This is a genomic window from Xanthobacter sp. DMC12 (assembly GCF_056314105.1).
Window position 1 is genome coordinate 1,345,848 of the sequence record NZ_JBQUYZ010000001.1, and the last position, 21,707, is coordinate 1,367,554.

Sequence of the window (21,707 nt, forward strand, 5' to 3'; positions counted from 1 at the left end):
TTGCCGGCGGCACTCACCGTCCTCTCACTCGCCCTCCTCGCCCTCGGCTGGAGCTTGCCCGCCACCGCCGGCACCCTCCTTGCTGTCTGCCAGGGCGGGGCCGAAGTGGCGGTGATCGACACCGCGACCGCCACGGTGTCGGCGCGGGTGAAGGTGGACAAGGTGCCGGCCGCGATCGCGCTGTCTCCGGATGGCGCCTTTGCCTTCATCACCCATCCGGACATCGGCCTCCTCACCCGGCTCGATGTGAAGGCACGGACGGTCACGGCCACCGCCCGCATCGGCGGCCAGCCGTTCGGCATCGCAGCGGCACCGGACGGGGCAGCGCTCTATGTCAGTGATTGGTCGGGCGACAGGATTTTCCGCGTCGATCCGCGCACCCTCGCCATCACCGGCACGCTTGGCGTGGGCCGTGCCCCGGCCCATCTCGCCATCGATCCGGACGGCCGCACGCTCTATAGCGCCGACCGGGAAAGCGATGCCGTGAGCCTCATCGCCCTGCCCGCCTTCACCCGCACCGGCGCCATCCCGGTGGGCCGGGCGCCCTATGCGCTCGATGCCTCCGATCCGGCTCTCGTGGCGGTGGCGGATGTGCGCAGCGGGGATGTCACGCTGATCGCCAAGGCGGATCACCGCGCAACGCGAATCGGCGGCATGAAGATGCCCTATGGCGTCGCCTTCCAGCCCGGCCGGGGACTTCTGCTCGCCACCGACCAGCAGGCAGGCACGCTGGACCTGATCGATCCTGGGACGGCCTCCATCACCAAGCGCCTGCGCCTCGGCGGCTCGCCCGAGGACGTTCTCGTGGATAGGGCGGCCGGGCGCGCCTATGTGGCCGAGTGGTTTGCCAACCGCGTCACGGCGGTGGCCCTCGATGATTTCGTCATCACCGCCCGCATCCCCGTCTGCGACGGGCCGCGGGTGATGGCGCTGGTGCCCTGAGGCCCGAAATTCCGCTTGCGCCCAAGTTTCAGCCGCGGTCCGTATGGCCGGGACTGCGGGAACGGGGCCATGCACGAAATCTCACTCATCTTCACCTGCCTTCTGATCGGCATCGTGCTGCGCTGGTCCGGCCGTCTGCCGGACACCGCCACCAAGGCCTTCGGCGGCTGGGTCATCAATGTCGCCCTGCCGGCGGCCGCGATCAGGAGCGTCCATCACCTGAAAATGGACGACGGCTGGTGGCTGGCCGCGGCGACGCCGTGGATGGGCGCGCTCCTCGCAATCCTTGTGGTGGTGCCGCTTTGCCGGGCGTTCGGCTGGTCGCATCGGCGGGCCGGCGCGCTGCTTTTGGTGGGCGGCTGGGGCAACACCTCGTTTGTCGGCTTGCCCATGATCGCGGCCTTCGCCGGCAGCCAGTGGCTGGGGCTGGGCATCGTCATCGACCTGTTCGGCTCCTACCTCGCCTTGTCCACGCTGGGCCTCGCCATCGCCGCCGTGGCGAGCGCGGGGCATTTCGACTGGCGGGCGGTGGCCAAGCGCATCGGCACCTTCCCGCCCTTCTGGGCCATCCTGATCGCCTTTGCCACCAATGACTTGCCGCGCCCCGACTGGCTCGACCAACTGGTCGAGGCGCTGGCCCAGACGCTCACCCCCATTGCCTTGGCGGCTGTAGGCTATGCCCTTCGTTTTGATCGCATTTCCGGCCGTGTCGGCGCGCTGGCGGTGGGGCTCGGCTATCGGCTGCTGCTGGCGCCGCTGGCGATTTTCCTCATGTATGCGGCGCTGGGACGGACCGGCGATCCGGTGGCGCAGGTGGCGATGCTGGAGATGGCCATGCCGCCCATGCTGGGCGCCAGCATCATCGCGCTGGATCATGATCTGGAGCCGGACCTCGTGGCCCTCGTCATCGGCATCGGCGTGCCGCTTTCCATGCTCACCGCGTGGATGTGGTGGGGCCTCGTCATCCACCCATGAGCGGCGGGACGCCGACAGCAAAGCCTTGGCACTGCAGCGATTTCAGGCTGACCGCCCCTTGCCTGACGGCGAGGCGGACAGGCCCGCCGGGGGGGCGATGGTAGAGGTCGCCGTGGGCGGCGAGGAACGCGTCCTGCTCCCCCTCCGGCGCAAACGACATGCCGTCCAGATAGTGATGGCCGTTGCGTTCCACATGGGTGAGACCCAGCAGGGAGACGAGGGCGAGATCCTGCTGGGTGCTGATGCCGGACCAGGTGCAAAGGTCTTCTGCGGAAAGGAAAAATCGGCTTTCGCCCAACTCCGCGTTGCGCTTCTCGATGCGAGCGGCGTTGAGGATGGATTTGTAGAAGCCCTTGCAGGTCTTGCTGGAAGCCCCTTGATATCCCAATGAGATAGCCTGCGGAAAGGCATCCAGGGTGGCGTCCGATTCGTCGATCATCACCGGCTTCAGGCGTGCCAGTACCCCCACCTCCCGCTCCAGCGCGACGGCGCGGCGGATGGGTTGCTCGATGTACAGGGTAGAGGCACAAAGCCTTGACAGCGCAGGCGTTTCCGACATGCGCCGCCAGAGTTCGACGATGCCGTCCACATCCGAATACTGCTCGTTGCCATCCAAGGTGACGTGATATTGGGCAGTCCCTGAATCCAGCACTGCGGCGATGCAGGTGAGGCGGTCGAGATCGGCGGCGATGTCGCCGCCGGCCTTCAGCTTGTAGAAGCGGCAGCCGTAGGTTTTGACAACATCCTCAAGGGTTTGCGGCAGCCCATCTTCCGGGCCATCGAGGGGATCGGCGGCCGTGAGGGCGTCCACCATGCCCACCGTATGGCGCACGCCAATGGTATCCTGTGGCTGCAAATTGCCCAGGAATTGGGCGATGTTGAAGCCCTCAAGGTCGTCGGTCAGGCCTGAGCTAACGGTGATACCTGCGACGTTGCTCCGGACCATCGAAGCGAAGGACAGGCCGAGCATCCGCCCCGTGGCATCCAGAATGGCCCTGTCCACCAGCGCGGGGCCGTAGGAGGCGACCAGCGGATTGAGCCCCAGCGCCGCGCAACGCGCCTGCTGCTCCTTGTAAACGCTTGCGGAAAGACCGAACGGCGTGTCCGCCGGCAAAGCGGCGTATAGCTCCAGCGCGATCGCCAGCGACGTGCGCAGCTGCTCCACATTGTCGTCGTCGGAGAGCGCGGGATTCTTGTCGAACCATTTGGGCAGAAGGCATTCGGCGGCGATGCCGACCGCGCCGCGCCCGTCCGTCGCCTCGATCCGCACGGTCAGTTCGGCCTGCCGCACCTCGCGCAGCGTGGCGACGCCGAAGCGGAACGGCATGCGCAGCTTGGCGGCGCGCTCGCGCAGGTTCGCCTCGGCCAGCCGCACGCGCGGCGCCGCGTCCTCTCCCATGATTTTATCCTTGTGTTTGCGCGGGTTATTCCACCATGCGCGGGAAGGCGCCGCTGCGGGCGCGGGCCTCCAGCGGCCAGGTCTCGCCCAGGCGGCGGGTGGTCGCCATTACGAAGGACCCGCAGCTTTCGAGGTCCGCCCGGCTCATGCGGTTGGTGGGGGCCGCAAGACTCACCACGCCCACGCATTCGGGCGCCCCGCCCAGCGTCGAGGCGAGGATGGGGGCGGCGACGGCGCCCACGCCCAGCTCGTTCTCCTCATAGCTCAGCGCGAAGCCGCGCCGTGCCACCTCCTCCAGCTCCGCGCGGATGTCGGAAATGGAGGTCTTGGAATAGGCGGTCGAAGCCTCGATTCCCTGATGCATCAATAGTTTGAGCGCATCGGCGAAGGGCAGCGTCGAGAGCCACGCCTTGCCGGTGGCATGGGTGTGGAGGCCGATCTCCAGCGTGTAATTGGGATCGATGCGCAGCGACCTCTTGCTGCCCGCAAAGGATTGCACCCACACGATTCTCTGCCCGCCCGGCTCGACGATGGCGAGGCGCACCAGTTCTCCGGTCTCTTCCGCCAGCTGGCGGAGCGCCGCGGAGCACTGGTCCAGCAACCGGCTCGTCTGCAGGTGGCGCAGGCCGAGGTTGCTGATGCGGTAGGTGAGGTAATAGCGCTGGGCGCGCTCATCGCGCCACACCAGCATCTGCGACTCCAGCGTGTTCAACAGCTTGGAGACGATGGCCTTGTTCAGGTCCAGGCGACGGGCGATCTCGGCCAGCGGGAAGCCGTCCACGGAATCGGCCAGCATCCCGATGATGTCGAAGGCGCGCTCCACCGAGACGATGGTCTCGTCGACTTTCTGGGGAGGGGCCCCGGCCGCAACTTTCGCCATCTCATCTACCCTTCAACGCACCCGGCAATCACTGATAACGATGTTATCCATGATTTCGAGCGTGGCAAGGCCGGATCGCGGCTCAAACTGCGATGCGGAACCGAAAATACCCGCTTGACTCCGACTTTGGACGAATCTAGCCCTATAGATATGGGTAACGGCGTTACCCAATAAACAAGCAGGCCGGCACCTGAACCGAGCAAGGTTCGGGGCCGTTCAGGCCCCGGTTCGGTGCGGTTCATCCCCCGTTCGGGTGCCATTCGAGGCCTGTCAGGAAAAATGGGAGCGGATTCGTGAGTGAACGCCTGACCTTCGACACCGTGCCGGACCTGATCGAGACCGAGGAGCAGCTTGAGGAGCTGGTCTCCCGTCCCACCCAGGGGCTGGTGGACGACTTCGCCACTCTGGACGGGGACATCATCGTCCTCGGTGTCGCCGGCAAGGTGGGCCCCTCCCTCGCCCGCATGGCCAAGCGCGCCGCGCCGGAGAAAAGGGTGATCGGGGTCGCGCGCTTCTCTGAAGCTGGGTCCAAGGAGGAGCTGGAGGGCTTCGGCATCGAGACCATCCGCTGCGACCTGCTGGACGCGGAGGCCGTCGCGCAGCTGCCCAAGGTGAAGAACGTGGTCTACATGGCCGGCAAGAAGTTCGGCACCAATGACGACCCCTCCTTCGCCTGGGCCATGAACACCATGGTGCCCGCGACCGTCGCCTCCCACTTCCGCGACAGCAGGATCGTCGCCTTCTCCACCCTGTGCGTCTATCCCTTCGGCGTCTTCGCCCACAATGGCTGGGACGAGCGGGTGCAGCCGCGCCCCGTTGGCGACTATGCCAACTCCTGCGTCGGTCGCGAGCGGGCGTTTGAATACGGCTCCCACATCCATGGCACGCCCGGCCGCCTTGCCCGGCTGAACTATGCCATCGACCTGCGCTACGGCGTGCTGCACGACATCGCCAGCTGGGTCCATCGCGGCGAGCCGATCCCCATCCGCACCGGCCATGCCAGCGTGATCTGGCAGGGGGATTCCAACGCGCAGATCCTGCGCTGCCTGAAGCACTGCACGGTGCCCACCACGCCCATCAACATCGGTGGGCCGGAGCAGGCGAGCGTGCGGGCCATCGCCCATGCGTTCGGCGAGAAGTTCGGCAAGGCGCCCATCTTCGAGGGCGAGGAGGAGCCCACCGGCTGGGCCAACAGCACCTTCCAGGCCCAGCGCCTGTTCGGCTATCCCAACGTGCCGCTCGCGCGGATGATCGACTGGGTGGCCCACTGGGTGGAGAAGGGCGGCGCCATCTATGGCAAGCCCACGCGGTACGAAGTCCGCGACGGCCTCTTCTGAGCGCCGCCGCCATGGAAAGCGAAGAGCCCCACCCCTCCCCTGCGCCCTCCCCTGCCCTTGGCTTTATGGGCTTCTGGGCCGACATCGATGCGGAGTACGAACTCCGCTATCAGGAATGGCACAATTGCGAGCACATGCCGGAGCGGGTGGGGATTCCCGGCTTCATTGAGGGGCGGCGCTATCGCGCCGTCCACGGCAGTCCGCGCTTCTTCATGTGCTATGTCACGGACGGCCCCGAGGTGCTGGGCAGCCCGGCCTATCTCGCCGCGCTGAACCGGCCCACGCCCTGGACCAGCGAAGCCCTCACCCACTTCCGCAATCCGGTGCGCTCGCTCTACCGCAACCATTGCCGAGTTGGGTATGCGGGGGGCTATGCCCCCTACATCCTGCAACGCCGCTTCGACCATAAGGCCGACGCCGCGACGCTGGTGGAGATGGTCCGCGCAGCGGTGGCGGAGGACACCTCCGGCACGCTCTCCGGCGGCCTCTATGAGGTGGACGAAGCCATCTCCGGCATCATGACGGCCGAGCGCCGCATCTATTCCGGCGGGCCAGGGCGCCAGCAATATCTCTTCACCATCGAGGCGCTCGACCGCGATCAGGCGGAGGCGGCCGGGCGCCGGCTCGACGCCCTGCTGGGGGATGGCGCCTCCGAGATCAATCCCGGCCTCTACTGGCTGGAAAACCGCATCCAGTCCGCCCAGCTGCGCAGGCCCGCCGCCGCGCAGACCGAAACCCCGGCAGACACCCGCATTCCCGAAAGGCTCACCCCATGAAGCTCCTGCGCCATGGCGCGGCCGGCGCCGAGCGGCCCGGCCTCCTCGCCGCCGACGGCTCGGTGCGCGACCTCACCGGCATCGTGCCGGACATCGACGCCGCCTTCATCGCCGATCCCGCCCGCCTCGCCGGTTTGCAGGGGCTGGACCCGCTCGCCCTGCCCCGCGTGCCCGGCGAGGTGCGCCTCGCAGCACCGCTCGCCGGCATCGGCAAGATCGTCGGCGTTGGCCTGAATTACCACGACCACGCCCGCGAATGCGGCCTGCCCATTCCCGAAGAGCCCATCCTCTTCATGAAGGCCACCACCTCGCTCTGCGGCCCCTATGATGCCATCCGCCTGCCGGAGGGGTCCGAGAAGACCGACTGGGAGGTCGAGCTGGGCGTGGTCATCGGCAAGACCGCGCGGAAGGTCTCCGAGGCGGACGCGCTGGACCATGTGTTCGGCTACTGCATCGCCCATGACGTGTCCGAGCGCGCCCACCAGCTGGAGCATGGCGGGCAGTGGACCAAGGGCAAGAGCCACGACACCTTCTGTCCCCTCGGCCCCTGGCTGGTGACGGCGGACGAGGTGGGCGACCCGCAGGCGCTGGACCTCTGGTGCTCGGTGGATGGCGAGATGCGCCAGAACAGCTCCACCGGCGACATGATCTTCAAGGTGGCGGAGATCGTCTCCTACGTCAGCCGCTTCATGACGCTGGAGCCGGGCGACCTCATCATCACCGGCACGCCGGCGGGGGTGGGGCTGGGGCTGAGGCCGCAGGTCTATCTCGCCCGCGGGCAGGAGGTGCGCCTCGGCATCGCCCGCCTCGGCGAGCAGCGTCAATCCGTGGTCTGAGGAGGCCTGCCATGACAGACACCCTTCTCGTCCAGACCCAGCGGGCCAACGTGCTCTCCAAGCTCATGAGCATGGAGGCGATCCGCCCGCTCATCCTCGTCGCGGTGATCCTGGTGGGGTGGGACCTCGCGGTGCGCCTGCTGCGCATCCCGCCCTATCTCATCCCGGCGCCGACTTTGGTGATCGAACAGGTCATCGCCCAGTGGCCCATGCTGCTGCGCGAGACGATGCCAACCCTCTACGCCACGCTGGGTGGCTTTGCCCTGAGCGCGCTGGTGGGCATTCCGCTGGCCATGCTGATCGCCTCATCGAAGACGGTGGAGAGCTATCTCTATCCGCTCCTCGTCTTCTCCCAGTCGGTGCCGAAGATCGCGGTGGCGCCTTTGTTCGTGGTGTGGTTCGGCTTCGGCGTGCTGCCGAAGATCATCTCCGCCTTCCTGCTCGGGGTGTTCCCGGTGGTGGTCTCCACCGTGCTCGCCTTCAAGAGCGTGGACAAGGAGATGATCGACCTAGCCCGCTCCATGCGCGCCGGGGGCCTGCGGACCTTCATCCGCATCCGCCTGCCCCACGCGCTGCCCGGCATCTTCGCGGGGCTGAAGGTCGCCATCACGCTCGCCGTGGTGGGCGCGGTGGTGGGCGAGTTCGTCGGCTCCAACTCCGGCATCGGCTACGTGCTGCAGGTGGCGAACGGCAATTTCGACCTGCCGCTCATGTTCGCCGCGCTGTTCGTGCTCTCCATGATGGGGGTGATCCTGTTCATGGCGCTCGACGCCATCGAGCATTTCCTCATCCCCTGGCACGCCTCGCGCCGCCCGGACCCCAACGGCGGGGCGTGAGGGCGCGCACCGTCATGCCCCGGCGCGTCCGGGGCATCCACCCCGCCCCAGGGCGGGTGTCTCAGGCCGGAATGCCAGCCCGGCCCCTCCGTGGATCCCCCGCACAAGGCGGGGGATGACGCGGCAGAGAAGGAAGTGCCGAACCACGACGTCCCGATCAGAGCAAAGCAACAAGAACCAAAGCAAAACCAGAAAAACCGGTGGAGGAAACCATGATCTCGCGGAGACTATTCGCCACGCACCTGTTATCCGGCGCCCTCGCGCTCGGCCTTGCCGCCGCATCCGCGCTGCCCGCCGCTGCACAAGCGGGCAAGACGCCGGACAAGGCGGTGCTGATGCTCAACTGGTACGTCTATGGCGAGCACGCGCCCTTCATCCTCGGCCTCAAGAAGGGCTATTACGCGGAAGAAGGCATCGACCTCGACATCCAGGAAGGCCGCGGCTCGGCGGTGACCATCCAGGCGGTGGGCGCCGGCACGGCCACCTTCGGCCTCGCCGACATCGGCGTGATGATCAAGGCGGTGGCGAAAGGCGCGCCGGTGAAGACCATCGGCGTGCTGCTCCAGCGCACCCCCGGTGCGGTGGTTGCCCCCGAGGGCAAGATCAACGGCGCCAAGGACCTGCCCGGCAAGACCATCATGTTCACGCCCGGCGATGCCGTGACCCCCATCTGGCCGCTGTATCTCAAGAAGCTCGGCATCCCCGAGGGCGCGGTGAAGATGGTGGCGGCGGATGCGCAGGCCAAACTCAACGCCGTGGTGAACAACCAGGCCGACGGCCTCATCGGCTTCACCACCGAGCAGGGCGCGCGCCTGCCGGACATCATGAACAAGCCGGTGACCATGCTGCGCTACACCGATGCGGGGGTGAACCTCGTCTCCCTCGGCATCGTCGCCAACAATGACACCCTCGCCAAGCGCGCCGACATGGTGAAGCGCTTCATGCGCGCCACCACCCGCGCGGTGGAAGAGGCGGAGAAGAACCCCAAGGCCGCCATCGACATCCTCATGGAGGCCTATCCCAAGATCGGCCTGCCGGACGCGCAGTTGCGCAGCCTGCAATATTCGCAGGCGCTCTACCGCGCCTCCGACGACAAGAGCACGCGCCCCTTCCGCATGAACCCGGCGCTGATGGACGAGAGCCTCGACATCCTCACCCAGTACGGCGGCCTCGACCCCTCCGCGCGCAGCAAGGCGCAGGATTACTTCACGCTGGAGTTCCTTCCGTGACCGCTGTTCTGCACAGGATCGACACCCGCCCTCCCGCGCCCCGCGCCGAGGCCGCCGGCAGCCATATCGCCATCGCCGGCCTCACCAAGACCTACAAGACGCGGGGCGGTTTGGTGCCCTCGCTCAAGCCCATCGATCTCAACATCTCGAAGGGCGAGTTCGTGGCCATCGTTGGCCCCTCGGGCTGCGGGAAGAGCACGCTGCTCAAGCTGGTCGCCGGGCTGCTGCCGGCCACCAGCGGCAGCATCACCATCGGCGGCGTGAAGGTGACGCAGCCGCCGGACGGCGTGGGCATGGTGTTCCAGAGCCCGGTGCTGCTGCCGTGGCGCACGGTGCGCGACAACGTGCTGCTGCAGGTGGAGATGCGCGGGCGGCCCGTCAGCGCCTATCGCGAGGCGGCCGCGCGCCTCCTCCACACCGCCGGCCTCGACGGCTTCGAGGAGCGCTTCCCCTGGGAACTATCCGGCGGCATGCAGCAGCGCGCCGCCATCTGCCGGGCGCTGGTGCATGATCCCGAAGTGCTGCTCATGGACGAGCCCTTCGGCGCCCTCGACGCCATGACGCGGGAGAAGATGAACGCCGAGCTGCAGCGCATCTGGTACGAGACGCGCAAGACCGTGCTGCTCATCACCCACTCCATCCCGGAGGCGGTGTTCCTCGCTGACCGGGTGGTGGTCATGTCCAGCCGGCCGGGCAGCATCGAGGCCATCTACGACATCGACCTGCCCCGCCCGCGCGACCTCACTGTGATGGGCGAGCCCCGGTTCGTCCGCTACACGCAGGAGATCCGCAAGCACTTCTTCGCGCAGGGCGATCTGGATCACTGACCGATCGAGCCCGGCGAGAAACGGCGCCCGCCCCACGGCGGGCGCTTGTGCGTCAGGCCACCGTCTCAGGCCACCGTCTCAGGCCACTTGCACCATGCGGTGGATCACCTTGTCGGCAATCAGCGCGGCGCCGCCCGCCGCGGCGAAGTTGGCCAGCGCGGCGCCATCGATATGCGCGCGCCACTTGGCCTCCGTCTCCCAGATCTCGACGAAGATCAGGATGCGCCCGTCGTCCAGCGACTGGTTCAGCTCGTAGCGCAGGCAGCCGTCTTCCGCGCGGGTCTCTGTCACCAGCTTTTCCTGAAGCGCGCGCAGGGCGCTCTCCTGCCCCTCCTTCGCGGTGATGATGGCGATGACGGTGAGGGGCGCTGCGCTCATTCTTCTGCTCCCGGAACGGCCGCCCGGTGCGGCCGGCGCCACCATAGCGCCATCCTTGCGCGACGCATCCCTTTCCCTGGCTCCGTTCTTGCCCGGCCCCGTCCTTGCCCGGCCCCGTTCTTGCTCGGCCCGGTCCGACGCCCGCGCCCCGAGGAGCCGTGATGACCGAAGCCGACACAGCCACCCGCCTGCGGACCATCGCCTGCCCCGCCTGCCATGCGGTGACGCCCGTTCCGGCCGGTACGGATGCTCGCACCCTCTCCTGCCCGGCCTGCGGCGGTCCGCTCTTCCCCGGCAAGCCCATGACGCTCACCGCCGAGAGCTTCACCGCCCACACGTCCGAAAGCGACCTGCCCCTCGTCATCGACTTCTGGGCGGACTGGTGCGGCCCCTGCAAGACCATGGCGCCGGTGTTCGAGGCTCTTGCGGCGGAGTTCGAGCCCCACGTGCGCTTCGCCAAGGTGGACACCGACAAGGAGCGGGAGCTGGCCGACTATTTCCGCATCAGCTCCATTCCCACCCTGAGCTTCATCGCCAATCGCAGCGAGGTCGCCCGGGCAGCCGGTGCCATGTTCGCGGGCGACCTCAGGCGCTGGCTCTATGATGCCCTCTCCCGCGCGGAGGAGGCGAAATAGCGTCGGCTTTCCGACAATTGGAGCGGTTCCGGGCTGGCCCTGATCTTGCGATACCCCTGCCGGAGCTTCACCGGACAGGACGCGCGCGCCATGGCCTTCACCGTCATCTGCAACAAGGACGCCCTTGCCGAGGGCGCCATGGGCCTCTTCCAGGTCGGCAAGAAGAGCGTGCTGCTGGTGTGGCCCACGGGCGGGGAGATCAAGGCCTATCGCGGGCGCTGCCCCCATGCCGACATGCCGCTGACCGAGGCCACCTTCGACGGCAAGACCCTCATGTGCACGCACCACATGTGGGGCTTCGACTGCGCCACCGGCAAATGCTCCACCCACCTCGTGCGCAATGCGCTGCACCCGTATGAGATCAAGATCGAAGGCGACGAGATCCAGGTGGACGTCGGCCCCGTGAAGCCCGCCCGCGCCCCGGCCTGATCTCCGTCGCCGACCCGCGCCGCCTGCCCTATGCTGGGGCCGGGAGGCTCCGGCAATGACACAAGACGCAGGGAAACGGCGCATCATCGTGGTGGGAGGCGGCTTCGCCGGCCTGTGGGCCGCTGCCGCGGCGGCGCGAGCGCGGGAGCTGTTCGGCCTCACACCCGCCGCGCTGGACATCGCCCTCGTGGCGCCGGACCCGTTCCACACCATCCGCGTGCGCTGCTACGAGGACGACCTCGCCGCCATCCGCCTGCCGCTGGACGATCTTCTCGCCCCCATGGGCGTGACGCGCATCGAGGCGGCGGTGACGACCATCGCTCCCGCCGCCCGCAGCCTCGCCACCGAGGCCGGCACGCTCGTCTACGACCGGCTGATCCTCGCCGCCGGCAGCGCCCTTACGATGCCGGACATTCCCCGCGCGCAGCCCACCTTCGACGTGGACAGCTATGCCGGGGCCGAGCACCTCGCCGCCCATCTTCGCACCCTCGCCTCCGGCCCGCGCGATGCGGCGGCTGGGACGGCCGTCGTCATCGGCGGCGGTCTGGCGGGGGTGGAGATCGCCTGCGAATTGCCGGGGCGGCTGCGCGCGCTTCTGGGAGACGGCGCACCCGTGCGCGTGGTTCTGGTGGATCGCCACGAGATCGGCGCCGCCATGGGCGCGGGCAAGGCGACCGTGCGTGCCGCCCTCGCGGCGTGCGGCGTGGAGGTGCGCAACCATTCCGGCATCGCGGCCGTGGAGGCGGATGGCGTGCGGCTCGCGGATGGCACGTCCATCCCCGCCCGCACGGTGCTCTTCACCACCGGCGCTCGCGCGAGCCCCCTCGCCAGCCAGCTCGGGGTGCCGCTGGACCGGCTGGGCCGGGTGGCCGTGGATGCTTTCCTCAAGGTAGAGGGCGTCGCCGATGTCTATGCGGCGGGCGACTGCGCGGTGGCGGCGGCGGACGATCTCGGCCACGTCACCGTCATGTCCTGCCAGCACGCCCGCCCCATGGGCCGCCTCGCCGGCCACAATGCGGTGTGCGACCTCGCCGGCCGGTTTCAGGAGCGCGTCGCCTTCTCCGCGCCAGACTATGTGACGGTGATGGACCTCGGGCCGGAGGGCGCGGTCTACACCTCAGGCTGGGACCGCGCGACGCTGGTGGCCTCCGGCGCCGAAGCCAAGACGGTGAAGCAGACCATCAATTGCAGCCGCATCTACCCGCCCGTGCCGGCGACGAAGGAGGCCCTGTTCGCCGCCGCCGCCCCGGTGCTGCAGGCGCGTCCGGCGGCGAAGTGAAGGAGAAGGTGGCAAGGCCTTCCCTCCCCTCAAACGGCCGTCGTCCTCCGACTTGATCGGAGGACCCATGTCGCCACCCGCCAGGATGGGGGGAGGCTGGAGCCCGCGGACGGATGGACCCTCCGGTCGAGCCGGAGGGCGACGTTGGTGCAACGGCGGATTGCCCGGGACAAGCCCGGGCATGACGGTCGTGAGCGGAGGAACGGCTATTCGGACGAGGCGCCCTCTCGCGCCCCGGACGCATGCAGCGCAGCGGAATGCGAGCCGGGGCCCAGCGCAATAGACCGCCGAAGGCGCTTCCGCCCACCAACAGCTCTAAGGCATTGCCCCGCTACGCGGCACTCCTGCGCTGGCCCCCGGATCAGCGCTCCGGCTGCGCCGTCGCTTGTCCGGGGAACAGCTCACCGCATCTCGGCGAGGAAGGCGCGGACCTCTTGCGGGTTCACGTCCTTGGCGATGAAGGCTTCGCCGATGCCACGCACGAGGATGAAGGTCAGCGCGCCGCGGCTCACCTTCTTGTCCTGGGCGATGAGGTCCATCAGCCCGTCGGTATCGGGCAGTTCGCCGGGCACGTCGGAAATCCGGGTCGGCAGGCCCACGGCCTCCAGATGCCGCACCACCCGCGTCACGTCCTGCCCCGAGCACAGGCCGAGCTTCGCGGAGAAGGCGAAGGCGAGCGCCATGCCGATGGAAACGCCCTCACCGTGGAGCAGGCGCTGGGAAAAGCCGGCGCCGGCCTCCAAAGCGTGGCCGAAGGTGTGGCCGAGGTTGAGGAGCGCCCGGTCGCCGGTCTCCTTCTCGTCGCGGGCGACGATGGCGGCCTTGGCCATGCAGCTCGCGGCCACCGCCGTGATGCGCTCCTGCCCGCCGCCGATCACGCCCGGCCAGTCGCGCTCCAGGGTCTCGAACAGCGCGTAGTCGCCGAGGAGGCCGTATTTCACCACTTCCGCATAGCCGGCCTTCACCTCGCGTGTGGGCAAGGTGTTGAGCGCCGCGGTGTCGGCCAGCACCAGAACCGGCTGGTGGAACGCGCCGATGAGGTTCTTGCCCTGGGGCGAGTTGATGCCGGTCTTGCCGCCCACGGAGGAATCGACCTGGCTGAGCAGCGTCGTCGGCGCCTGCACCACGTCCACGCCCCGGCGCAGCACGGCGGCGGCAAAGCCCGCGAGGTCGCCCACCACGCCACCGCCCAGCGCCAGCACGAGGTCGCGGCGCTCGATGCGGGCGGCGATCAGCCCCTCCACCACCTGCTCCAGCCCCGGCCAGCCCTTGGTTTTCTCTCCGGGCGGCACGACGATGGCGGTGTGGGGGATTCCGGCGGCATCCAGCGAGGCGGCGACGGTGGCGAGATGGCCGGCGGCCACCACGTTCTCGTCGGTGACGATAGCGACGCGCGCGCCCTTGCGCAGCGCCGTCACATGGGTGCCGGCCTCGGCCAAGAGGCCGGGGCCGATATAGATGTCATAGGGCTTGCCGGCCACGTCCACGCGCACGGTGCTGCGGGTGATCTCGCCCATGGGCAGGCCTTCGGCCTCGGCGGAGATGGCGGTGGCGGAGGAGAGGGGCGCCATGGCGTTGCCTTCGGGATGGGCGAGGAGATGGGCGTGGACGGCGCCGATCACCTCTTCCACCACCAGTTCGTGGACCACGTCGCGGCTGTCCACGGTCACGTCGGCGAGGGCATAGGTGTCGGCCCGCTGGGCGTGCAGCGCGGCGAGCTTCTGCGCCGGGTCGCCCTGGGCGAGGAGGGGGCGGTCGGTGCGCTTCTTCACGCGCCGCAAAAGGGTGTTGAGATCGGCCCGCAGCCAGACGGAGACGCCCTGGCGGCCCACCGCCGCGCGGGTCTCCGCATTCATGAAGGCGCCGCCGCCGGTGGCGAGCACGCACGGGCCGGAGTGCAGCAGGCGGGCGACGACGCGCTTCTCGCCCTCGCGGAACTCGGCCTCGCCGTGGCGGGCGAAGATTTCCGGGATGCTCATGCAGGCGGCGCGCTCGATCTCCTCGTCGGCATCGACGAAGGTGAGCCCCAGCCGCTTGGCCAGCCGCCGTCCCACGGAGGACTTGCCGGCCCCCGGCATGCCCACCAGCACGATGGAGCGCCGGCCGAGCCGTTTCAGCACCTCGGCGGAGGAGAGCGGCGCCGCCGTCTCGGTCTCGCCGGTGCGGGGCTCGGGGAACTTCTGCGATTGCACCGGCGGGTCCTCGTTCGCGGCTCTCGGGGTGATGGCGGGCCACGGGATGTGCGCCGCTGGCCGAGCCCTGCGGCTCTAGCATCCGCAAGGCGAGCCGGCAATGAGGGGGCTCCCGTGCCCGGGACAAGCGACACCGCAGGTGGAGCGCCGATCCGGGGTCCAGCGCAAAGCTCCCGCGACGCGGACAAAACCCGGAGCCGCGAGGCGTGGAAGCGCCTTTGGCGGCCTATTACGCTGGGCCCCGGCTCGCATTCCACTTCGTTGCATGCGTCCGGGGCGCGAGGGTCGTCCAGGGAGAAATGGGCGCAGCCCCCCTTCCGCCCTACCGCCGCAAGGCTTTCCGCCCATCACAAACCGAGGCGTGGCCGCAGTTTTATGCCTCTTGACTCACGCGGACTCTAGACAACAGCCCCCCGATTCGATTCCAATGGCCATGATTCGGAGAGATGCGGCACGTCCCTCCAGATCGAGGACGTGGGGGCGTGGGACTTAGGCCGTCCGGTGCCCCCGGAGACCCGGAGGAGACCGGCGATGGCACGCGCCAACGCTGCGAGCGTCGGCGCGCGCGACCAAGCCATGCGGGGCCTGGCAAGGTCGATCGCGCGCCCTGCCTACCAGCGCCTGCTGGATGCGGAGCCGGTCCTGCGCCGGATCGTCCCGGCCCTCATCGTCACCTTCCTCGGCGTGATCGGCGTCGGCGCGGTCGTGCAGGTGCACGCCCATCGCGTCGCCGAGCTGAACAACGCCAAGGACGACATCGCCCTTCTCGCCCTCGCCACCGCCGATGCGCTGACGCTGCGCGCGGGCAATGCGCTCGCCAAGGTGCCCGGGGCGCTGGCCGAGAGCCTGCCCCCCCGCGCCACCGAGGGCGGGCGGCGGGTGTTCGTCACCGATGGGCAGGGCCACGTCGTCGCCTCCGCTCCGCAAGGGGAAGCGCCGGCCAATCTCTCCGACATCCTCGATCCTTCCCAGCCCCTCGTCATCTTCGCCGAGCGGGCGGGCGTGCTCGAAGTGCCCTACGGCAAGGGCACCGCCCTCGCCACCGTGCGCAACCTGCAGGCGCCGCTGGGCCAGATCGTCTATCTCCAGCCTACCGAGCAGGCGCTGGCCTCCTGGTCGGACACCACGACGCTCACGGTGACGCTGTTCACCACCACCGGCGCGGTGCTGCTCATCCTCGGCTTCTCCTTCCACTGGCAGGCGAGCCGGGCGCGCGAAGCGGACGTGATCTACGAGACGGTGCGCCGGCGCATCGACACGGCGCTCAACCGCGGCCGCTGCGGCATGTGGGACTGGGACATGGCCCGCGGGCGCATGTACTGGTCCGACACCATGTTCGAGATCCTCGGGCTGGAGCACCGGGACGAACTCGTCTCCTTCGGCGAGATCTCCCGTCTCGTGCATCCCGACGACGGCGACCTCTACGAGCTGGCGCAGGAACTCGCCGAGCGGCCCGGCACCCCGGTGGACCGGGTGTTCCGCATGCGCACCGCCAAGGGCGACTTCGTGTGGCTGCGCATGCGCGCCGAAGTGGTGCAGCAGGCGGGCGAGGATGGCCCCCACCTCATCGGCATCGCCATGGACGTGACCGAGGCGCAGCGCATGGCGGAACGCACCGTCACCGCCGACATGCGCCTGCGCGACGCCATCGAGAGCATTTCCGAGGCCTTCGTGCTGTGGGACAGCCAGAACCGCCTCGTGCTGTGCAATTCCAAGTTCCAGTCGCTGCATGAGCTGCCCGACGAGACCATCGTCGCCGGCACGCCCTTCGACACCATCGCCTCCGTCGGCCGCCACCCGGTGACGCGCACGCCCCTGAAGCCGGAGGACAAGCCGGAGGAAGGCTCCCGCGCGTTCGAGGCGCAGCTCTCCAACGGCCGCTGGCTGAAGATCGCCGAGCGCCGCACCAAGGATGGCGGCTACGTCTCGGTGGGTACCGACATCACCACCATGAAGCGCCACGAAGAGCGCCTCATGGACAACGAGAAGCGCCTGATGGCGCTGGTCGCGGACCTGCGCAAATCCCAGCAGACCCTGGAGCACCAGGCCCAGCAGCTCGCCGAACTCGCGGAGAAATATTCGGAAGAGCGGAACAAGGCCGAGGACGCCAACCGCGCCAAGAGCGAGTTCCTCGCCAACATGTCCCACGAGCTGCGTACGCCGCTCAATGCCATCATCGGCTTCTCGGAGATCATGGAGAGCGGCATGTTCGGCCCGCTCGGCTCGGCGAAGTACGCGGAATACTGCTCGGACATCAAGGGCTCGGGCACCTACCTCCTCGACGTCATCAACGACATCCTCGACATGTCGAAGATCGAGGCGGGCCGCATGCAGCTTGAGGTGGAGAACGTGGCCCTCGGCGAACTGATCGCCGACGCCATGCGCGTCACCGCGGTGAACGGCGACGAGAAGGGCGTGGCCATGACCATGGAGGCCGCGGACAACCTCGTCATCAAGGGCGACCGCCGCGCGCTGAAGCAGATTTTGCTCAACCTCCTCTCCAACGCCGTGAAGTTCACCCCCGAGGGCGGCCGCATCGCGGTGAAAGCGCGGGTGAACGGGGCGGCGGCGGTGATCGCCATCGAGGACACGGGCATCGGCATCGCCAAGGGCGCGCTTGCCCGTATCGGCCGGCCGTTCGAGCAGGTGGAGAGCCAGTTCACCAAGACCCACAAGGGCTCCGGCCTCGGCCTCGCCATCGCCAAGTCGCTGGTGGAGCTGCACGGCGGCGCCATGCGCATCCGCTCCATCGAAGGCTCCGGCACCACCGTCTTCGTCCGCCTCCCCCTGGACGGCCGCGCGGCGAATTCGAACGAGACGCCGAGGCTCGCGGCGGTGATGTGAGAGGGGTGGGAGCCCTCCTGCCTCAGACACCTGCCTCGCGCCCGCTCTTTCTCCCCCAATTCGCCGTCATCGCCCGCCTTGTGCGGGCGATCCACTTTGGGGCCAGAGGGCTGCCCGGATTGGTCGCTAACCCCCGCCCGGTGCCGCCGCAATGGCACCCTGCCCTTGCGCGCGACGGCGCCCAGCCATTAAGCCTGTCGTGTGCGGGCGCACGGCACGATGCCCGCCACCGGAGGCCGCCCACGATGACGCCGCACAGCCTCGCCCGTCTCTTGCTCGCCCGCCCCCTGCTCGCCCTCGCCGCCCTCCTCGCGACCGCGCCCCTCCCCGCCCTCGCCCACGATCCCATCGACGGCTCGAAGCCGCCGCCGCAGACGTCCGGCGTGTCCATCCCGCCCGGCCAGATCGCGCGGGCGGTGAAGGAGATCGACTCTCTGGCGCAGGAGATGATGGCGCGTTCCGGCGTGCCCGGCCTCGCCGTGGTGGTGGTGCAGGATGGCAAGGTGCTGGCGCTCAAGGGCTATGGCGTGCGCAAGGCGGGCGAGGCGGCGCCCATCGATGCGGACACCGTGTTCCAGCTGGCCTCTTTGTCCAAGGCGGTGGGCGCGGGCGTGGTGGCGCATGAGGTGGGCAAGGGGCGCGTGAAGTGGGAGACGCCGGCGCGCACCCTGCTGCCGTGGTTCGCCCTGAACGATCCGTGGGTGACCGATCACGTCACCCTTGCCGATCTCTACAGCCACCGCTCCGGCCTGCCGGACCATGCGGGCGACGAGCTGGAGAGCATGGGCTTCGACCGCTGCCAGGTGCTGGAGCGGCTGAAGCTGCTGCCGCTGGCGCCGTTCCGCGCCAGCTATGCCTATACCAATTTCGGCCTCACCGCCGCCGCCGAGGGCGTCGCCACGGCGGCGGGCAAGGACTGGGCGGACCTCTCGGCCGAGGCGCTCTACAAGCCCCTCGGTATGGCCGCGACCTCCTCGCGCTTCGCCGATTTCATGGCCCGCCCCAACCGCGCCATCCCCCATGCGAAGATCGACGACCGCTTCGTGCCCAAATACCAGCGCGACCCGGACGCCCAGTCGCCGGCGGGCGGCGTTTCGTCCTCGGCGCGGGACATGGGGAAATGGCTCACCTTCGTGCTCGGCAACGGCACGTTTGAGGGCCGCGAGATCGTCCCCGCTGCCGCCCTGCTGCCGGCCATGCGGGGCGAGACCATCTCGTCTCCCGCCTATGCGGTCGATGCCCGCCCCGGCACCTATGGCTATGGCTTTAGCGCCGGCGTCTCCCCGGCCGGGCGGGTGACGCTCGACCATTCCGGCGCCTTCATCCTCGGCGCGGCGACGAATTTCGTGCTGCTGCCCTCGGAGAAGCTCGGCATCGTGGTGCTCACCAACGCCCAGCCCACCGGCGCGCCCGAGGCGCTGGCCATGAGCTTCATGGACATCGTGCAGTTCGGCGGGCTGACGCGGGACTGGTATGCCGCCTATCAGCCGCTCATTTCGCCCATGTACAAGCCGGCCGGCGCGCTGGCCGGCAAGGTGCGGCCGGAGCGGGCGGTGCCGCCGCAGCCCCTCGCCAGCTATACCGGCACCTATGGCAATGCCTATTTCGGCGACGCGACGGTGGTGGAGGAAACCGGCCGGCTGGTGCTCATCGTCGGCCCCCTGCCCCGCCGCTACGGCCTCGCGCCCTGGAGCGGCGACACCTTCACCTTCGCACCCGAGGGCGAGGAGGCCTACGCGCCGGGCACGGTCTCGCAGGTGACCTTCGCCGATGGGCGGATGACGGTGGAGATCTTCAACGACAACGGGCTCGGCACGTTTGCGCGCAAATGATCGCGCCCGCAAGTGACGGGCTGACAGGGAGAGCGCCATGGTCTTCTGGGTTCCGCTCATCGCCTATGCGGCGGTCCTCCTTTTGTCGGCGCTTTCCTTCGCCCGCCAGCCGGCGCCGCGCCGGCCGCTCGATCTCGCGCGGGCGCTGCTGCGCTACCTGAACCTCTTCCCCGTGGGGCTCATGGGGCTTTGGGGGGCGCTGGGACATCTCGTGTTCCCGGCGCAGTCCGCCGCGTCCATCGGCTGGGCGACAAGCCCGTTCCAGACCGAGGTGGGCCTCGCCAATCTCGGCATGGGGCTCGCGGGCCTCATCGCCGCCTCCTGGCGCGACTGGGGCTTCCGCGCTGCCGTGGCGGTGATGATGGCCGGCTTTCTCGGCGGGGCAGGCATCAACCACATCATCCAGATCGGCAAGACCGGCAATTTGGCCGCAGGCAATGCCGGTCCCATTCTCTATACGGACCTCCTCACGCCGCTTTTGCTGGTCATCCTCCTCGCCCTGACCTACCGATCCGACCGGGCCGCGCGCCCGTAGGACGGGACAAGCTGGAGCGCCTGGACGGGCATGGTGGACGAGGAAAGAAACCGCTTCTCCGCGCGCGCCGCGCGCTATGCCCGGGTGGGCGCCAATGTGGGCGGCGTCGCCGCGCGCATCGCCGGCGCCCGCCTCATGGGGCTCGACCGCGACGGCAACAATGCAGCCGCCCTCGCCTCCGCCCTCGGCGGGCTGAAAGGGCCGCTGATGAAGGTGGCGCAGCTCATGGCCACCATTCCGGACGTGCTGCCCCCCGAATATGCCGCCGAGCTTCAGAAGCTGCAGAGCGATGCCCCGCCCATGGGCTGGGCCTTCGTCCGCCGCCGCATGATGGCCGAGCTGGGCCGCGACTGGGAGCAGAGGTTCGCGAGTTTCGAGCACGCCCCCTCCGCCGCCGCCTCCCTCGGGCAGGTGCACAAGGCGGTGACGCTGGAAGGCGCCCGCGTCGCCTGCAAGCTCCAGTATCCGGACATGCAGGCCGCCGTGGAGGCGGACCTCGCCCAGCTCGACGTGCTCTTCTCCATCCACCGCCGCATGGACGGCGCCATCGACACCCGCGAGATCGCCCGCGAGATCGGCGAGCGGGTGCGCGAGGAGCTGGACTATCGCCGCGAGGCGAAGCACGCCGCGCTCTATGCCCATATCCTGAAGGACGAGCCCAAGGTCCGCGTGCCCGGTGTCCACCCCGATCTCTCCACCGGCCGGCTCCTCACCATGGACTGGCTGGACGGCGAGAAGATCCTCGGCTTCACCGACCATCCGCTGGCCGAGCGCAATGCGCTCGCCGAAGCCATGTTCGCCGCCTGGTGGCAGCCCTTCTCGCGCTTCGGGGTGATCCATGGCGATCCCCACCTCGGCAACTACACGGTCTTCTCGGTGGAGGGCCGCCCGGCGGGCATCAACCTGCTCGACTATGGCTGCATCCGCATCTTCCCGCCGCGCTTCGTGGCCGGCGTGGTGGACCTCTATCGCGGCCTGATGGCGGGCGACGACGCGCGGGTGGTTCATGCCTACGAGACGTGGGGCTTCAAGGGGCTGAAGCGCGAATTGATCGACGTTCTGAACATCTGGGCGCGCTTCATCTACGGCCCGCTCATGGACGACCGGGTACGCACCATCGCCGACGGGGTCTCGCCCGCCGCCTATGGGCGCAGGGAGGCGTTCACCGTCCACACCGCGCTGAAGCAGCTGGGGCCGGTGACGGTGCCGCGCGAGTTCGTGTTCATGGACCGCGCCGCCATCGGCCTCGGCGGCGTGTTCCTGCATCTGAAGGCGGAACTCAACTTCCACCGCCTGTTCGAAGATGCCATCGCCGACTTCTCCGCCGAGGGCGTCGCTGCGCGGCAGGCGGAGGGGCTGAAGGTGGCGGGGCTCTAGGCCTATCGCGTCCCGGACCAGCGACACCGCAGGTGGAGCGCCGATCCGGGACCCAGGAGAGACGGCGGCGAAGCCGGGCATGCCCGTCGCATCCCCGCTTGAGCCGCCTTCGGCGCACCCTTGCGCAGGACCCCGGCTCTCCCTCCGCTCACGCTCCGGTCGGCCGGGG

The 21,707-nt window shown here is 68.9% G+C and carries 19 protein-coding genes; 15 read left to right on the forward strand and 4 right to left on the reverse strand.

The annotated features are described in order from the left end of the window. Together ACT535_RS06250 and ACT535_RS06255 are read left to right on the forward strand one after the other, a co-directional pair. Positions 1–942: a YncE family protein gene (locus tag ACT535_RS06250; protein ID WP_476363706.1), complete on the forward strand. Its 942-nt coding sequence runs from the start codon at positions 1–3 to the stop codon at positions 940–942. Positions 943–1,011: 69 nt separating this feature from the next. Beyond that, on the forward strand, positions 1,012–1,917 hold the full coding sequence (locus ACT535_RS06255) for an AEC family transporter (RefSeq protein WP_476363707.1): 906 nt from the start codon (positions 1,012–1,014) through the stop codon (positions 1,915–1,917). Here ACT535_RS06255 and ACT535_RS06260 read toward each other — a convergent pair. Continuing rightward, positions 1,904–3,316, reverse strand: a complete 1,413-nt coding sequence (locus tag ACT535_RS06260) for a mandelate racemase (RefSeq protein ID WP_476363708.1) — start codon at positions 3,314–3,316, stop codon at positions 1,904–1,906. The two genes, ACT535_RS06255 and ACT535_RS06260, sit on opposite strands and share 14 nt — an antisense overlap. A gap of 25 nt (positions 3,317–3,341) precedes the next feature. Further along, positions 3,342–4,196: an IclR family transcriptional regulator gene (locus ACT535_RS06265; RefSeq protein ID WP_476363709.1), complete on the reverse strand. Its 855-nt coding sequence runs from the start codon at positions 4,194–4,196 to the stop codon at positions 3,342–3,344. A gap of 293 nt (positions 4,197–4,489) precedes the next feature. On the opposite strand from ACT535_RS06265, the gene ACT535_RS06270 reads away from it, so the two are divergent. The 6 genes from ACT535_RS06270 to ACT535_RS06295 all read left to right on the forward strand — a co-directional run bounded on the left by ACT535_RS06270 (position 4,490) and on the right by ACT535_RS06295 (position 10,037). Beyond that, complete coding sequence (locus ACT535_RS06270; protein ID WP_476323385.1) at positions 4,490–5,533, forward strand: NAD-dependent epimerase/dehydratase family protein; 1,044 nt, start codon at positions 4,490–4,492, stop codon at positions 5,531–5,533. 11 nt (positions 5,534–5,544) lie between these two features. Beyond that, the gene (locus tag ACT535_RS06275) at positions 5,545–6,309 is read left to right on the forward strand and encodes a hypothetical protein (RefSeq protein WP_476363710.1); all 765 of its coding nucleotides are present in this window, start codon (positions 5,545–5,547) and stop codon (positions 6,307–6,309) included. After that, positions 6,306–7,145 (forward strand): fumarylacetoacetate hydrolase family protein, encoded by an 840-nt coding sequence (locus ACT535_RS06280; RefSeq protein ID WP_476363711.1) that lies wholly within the window; start codon positions 6,306–6,308, stop codon positions 7,143–7,145. Before ACT535_RS06275 ends, ACT535_RS06280 begins: the two co-directional genes overlap by 4 nt. 11 nt (positions 7,146–7,156) lie before the next feature. Continuing rightward, the gene (locus ACT535_RS06285; protein WP_476323394.1) at positions 7,157–7,981 is read left to right on the forward strand and encodes an ABC transporter permease; all 825 of its coding nucleotides are present in this window, start codon (positions 7,157–7,159) and stop codon (positions 7,979–7,981) included. 212 nt (positions 7,982–8,193) lie between these two features. Then, positions 8,194–9,210 carry an ABC transporter substrate-binding protein gene (locus tag ACT535_RS06290; RefSeq protein ID WP_476323397.1) on the forward strand — a complete coding sequence of 339 codons (1,017 nt, stop codon included), beginning with the start codon at positions 8,194–8,196 and terminating at the stop codon, positions 9,208–9,210. Further along, on the forward strand, positions 9,207–10,037 hold the full coding sequence (locus ACT535_RS06295) for an ABC transporter ATP-binding protein (protein ID WP_476363712.1): 831 nt from the start codon (positions 9,207–9,209) through the stop codon (positions 10,035–10,037). Before ACT535_RS06290 ends, ACT535_RS06295 begins: the two co-directional genes overlap by 4 nt. A gap of 78 nt (positions 10,038–10,115) precedes the next feature. Here the strand turns inward: ACT535_RS06295 and ACT535_RS06300 are convergent, their stop codons facing one another. After that, positions 10,116–10,415 carry a putative quinol monooxygenase gene (locus ACT535_RS06300; RefSeq protein ID WP_476363713.1) on the reverse strand — a complete coding sequence of 100 codons (300 nt, stop codon included), beginning with the start codon at positions 10,413–10,415 and terminating at the stop codon, positions 10,116–10,118. Between the two features lie 161 nt (positions 10,416–10,576). Here ACT535_RS06300 and trxA point away from each other — a divergent pair, with 161 nt between their 5' ends. The 3 genes from trxA to ACT535_RS06315 all read left to right on the forward strand — a co-directional run bounded on the left by trxA (position 10,577) and on the right by ACT535_RS06315 (position 12,758). Further along, positions 10,577–11,050, forward strand: coding sequence for a thioredoxin (gene trxA / locus ACT535_RS06305; RefSeq protein WP_476363714.1), 474 nt, complete (start codon positions 10,577–10,579; stop codon positions 11,048–11,050). A gap of 90 nt (positions 11,051–11,140) precedes the next feature. Beyond that, complete coding sequence (locus ACT535_RS06310) at positions 11,141–11,479, forward strand: Rieske 2Fe-2S domain-containing protein (RefSeq protein ID WP_476363715.1); 339 nt, start codon at positions 11,141–11,143, stop codon at positions 11,477–11,479. A 55-nt stretch (positions 11,480–11,534) separates the two neighbouring features. Further along, on the forward strand, positions 11,535–12,758 hold the full coding sequence (locus ACT535_RS06315) for an NAD(P)/FAD-dependent oxidoreductase (RefSeq protein ID WP_476363716.1): 1,224 nt from the start codon (positions 11,535–11,537) through the stop codon (positions 12,756–12,758). Between the two features lie 401 nt (positions 12,759–13,159). Here the strand turns inward: ACT535_RS06315 and aroB are convergent, their stop codons facing one another. Continuing rightward, complete coding sequence (gene aroB / locus ACT535_RS06320; RefSeq protein WP_476363717.1) at positions 13,160–14,950, reverse strand: 3-dehydroquinate synthase; 1,791 nt, start codon at positions 14,948–14,950, stop codon at positions 13,160–13,162. Between the two features lie 531 nt (positions 14,951–15,481). On the opposite strand from aroB, the gene ACT535_RS06325 reads away from it, so the two are divergent. From ACT535_RS06325 to ACT535_RS06340, 4 genes are all read left to right on the forward strand, one after another. Beyond that, positions 15,482–17,794: an ATP-binding protein gene (locus ACT535_RS06325; protein WP_210254635.1), complete on the forward strand. Its 2,313-nt coding sequence runs from the start codon at positions 15,482–15,484 to the stop codon at positions 17,792–17,794. Between the two features lie 245 nt (positions 17,795–18,039). Continuing rightward, entirely contained in the window at positions 18,040–19,626 is a 1,587-nt protein-coding gene (locus ACT535_RS06330; protein ID WP_476363718.1) for a serine hydrolase, read from the forward strand. 37 nt (positions 19,627–19,663) lie between these two features. Beyond that, on the forward strand, positions 19,664–20,161 hold the full coding sequence (locus tag ACT535_RS06335) for a DUF6790 family protein (protein WP_476363719.1): 498 nt from the start codon (positions 19,664–19,666) through the stop codon (positions 20,159–20,161). A 30-nt stretch (positions 20,162–20,191) separates the two neighbouring features. Further along, positions 20,192–21,538, forward strand: a complete 1,347-nt coding sequence (locus tag ACT535_RS06340) for an ABC1 kinase family protein (protein WP_476363720.1) — start codon at positions 20,192–20,194, stop codon at positions 21,536–21,538. The last annotated feature ends 169 nt before the right edge of the window (positions 21,539–21,707 follow it).

What these genes read in the sequence shown, in the direction of transcription:
- ACT535_RS06255 (WP_476363707.1), top strand. Translation starts at nt 1,012, where the DNA reads ATGCACGAAATCTCACTCATCTTCACCTGCCTTCTGATCGGCATCGTG.
- ACT535_RS06260 (WP_476363708.1), bottom strand. Translation starts at nt 3,316, where the DNA reads ATGGGAGAGGACGCGGCGCCGCGCGTGCGGCTGGCCGAGGCGAACCTG.
- ACT535_RS06265 (WP_476363709.1), bottom strand. Translation starts at nt 4,196, where the DNA reads ATGGCGAAAGTTGCGGCCGGGGCCCCTCCCCAGAAAGTCGACGAGACC.
- ACT535_RS06275 (WP_476363710.1), top strand. Translation starts at nt 5,545, where the DNA reads ATGGAAAGCGAAGAGCCCCACCCCTCCCCTGCGCCCTCCCCTGCCCTT.
- ACT535_RS06280 (WP_476363711.1), top strand. Translation starts at nt 6,306, where the DNA reads ATGAAGCTCCTGCGCCATGGCGCGGCCGGCGCCGAGCGGCCCGGCCTC.
- ACT535_RS06285 (WP_476323394.1), top strand. Translation starts at nt 7,157, where the DNA reads ATGACAGACACCCTTCTCGTCCAGACCCAGCGGGCCAACGTGCTCTCC.
- ACT535_RS06290 (WP_476323397.1), top strand. Translation starts at nt 8,194, where the DNA reads ATGATCTCGCGGAGACTATTCGCCACGCACCTGTTATCCGGCGCCCTC.
- ACT535_RS06300 (WP_476363713.1), bottom strand. Translation starts at nt 10,415, where the DNA reads ATGAGCGCAGCGCCCCTCACCGTCATCGCCATCATCACCGCGAAGGAG.
- trxA (WP_476363714.1), top strand. Translation starts at nt 10,577, where the DNA reads ATGACCGAAGCCGACACAGCCACCCGCCTGCGGACCATCGCCTGCCCC.
- ACT535_RS06310 (WP_476363715.1), top strand. Translation starts at nt 11,141, where the DNA reads ATGGCCTTCACCGTCATCTGCAACAAGGACGCCCTTGCCGAGGGCGCC.
- ACT535_RS06315 (WP_476363716.1), top strand. Translation starts at nt 11,535, where the DNA reads ATGACACAAGACGCAGGGAAACGGCGCATCATCGTGGTGGGAGGCGGC.
- ACT535_RS06325 (WP_210254635.1), top strand. Translation starts at nt 15,482, where the DNA reads ATGGCACGCGCCAACGCTGCGAGCGTCGGCGCGCGCGACCAAGCCATG.
- ACT535_RS06330 (WP_476363718.1), top strand. Translation starts at nt 18,040, where the DNA reads ATGACGCCGCACAGCCTCGCCCGTCTCTTGCTCGCCCGCCCCCTGCTC.
- ACT535_RS06335 (WP_476363719.1), top strand. Translation starts at nt 19,664, where the DNA reads ATGGTCTTCTGGGTTCCGCTCATCGCCTATGCGGCGGTCCTCCTTTTG.
- ACT535_RS06340 (WP_476363720.1), top strand. Translation starts at nt 20,192, where the DNA reads ATGGTGGACGAGGAAAGAAACCGCTTCTCCGCGCGCGCCGCGCGCTAT.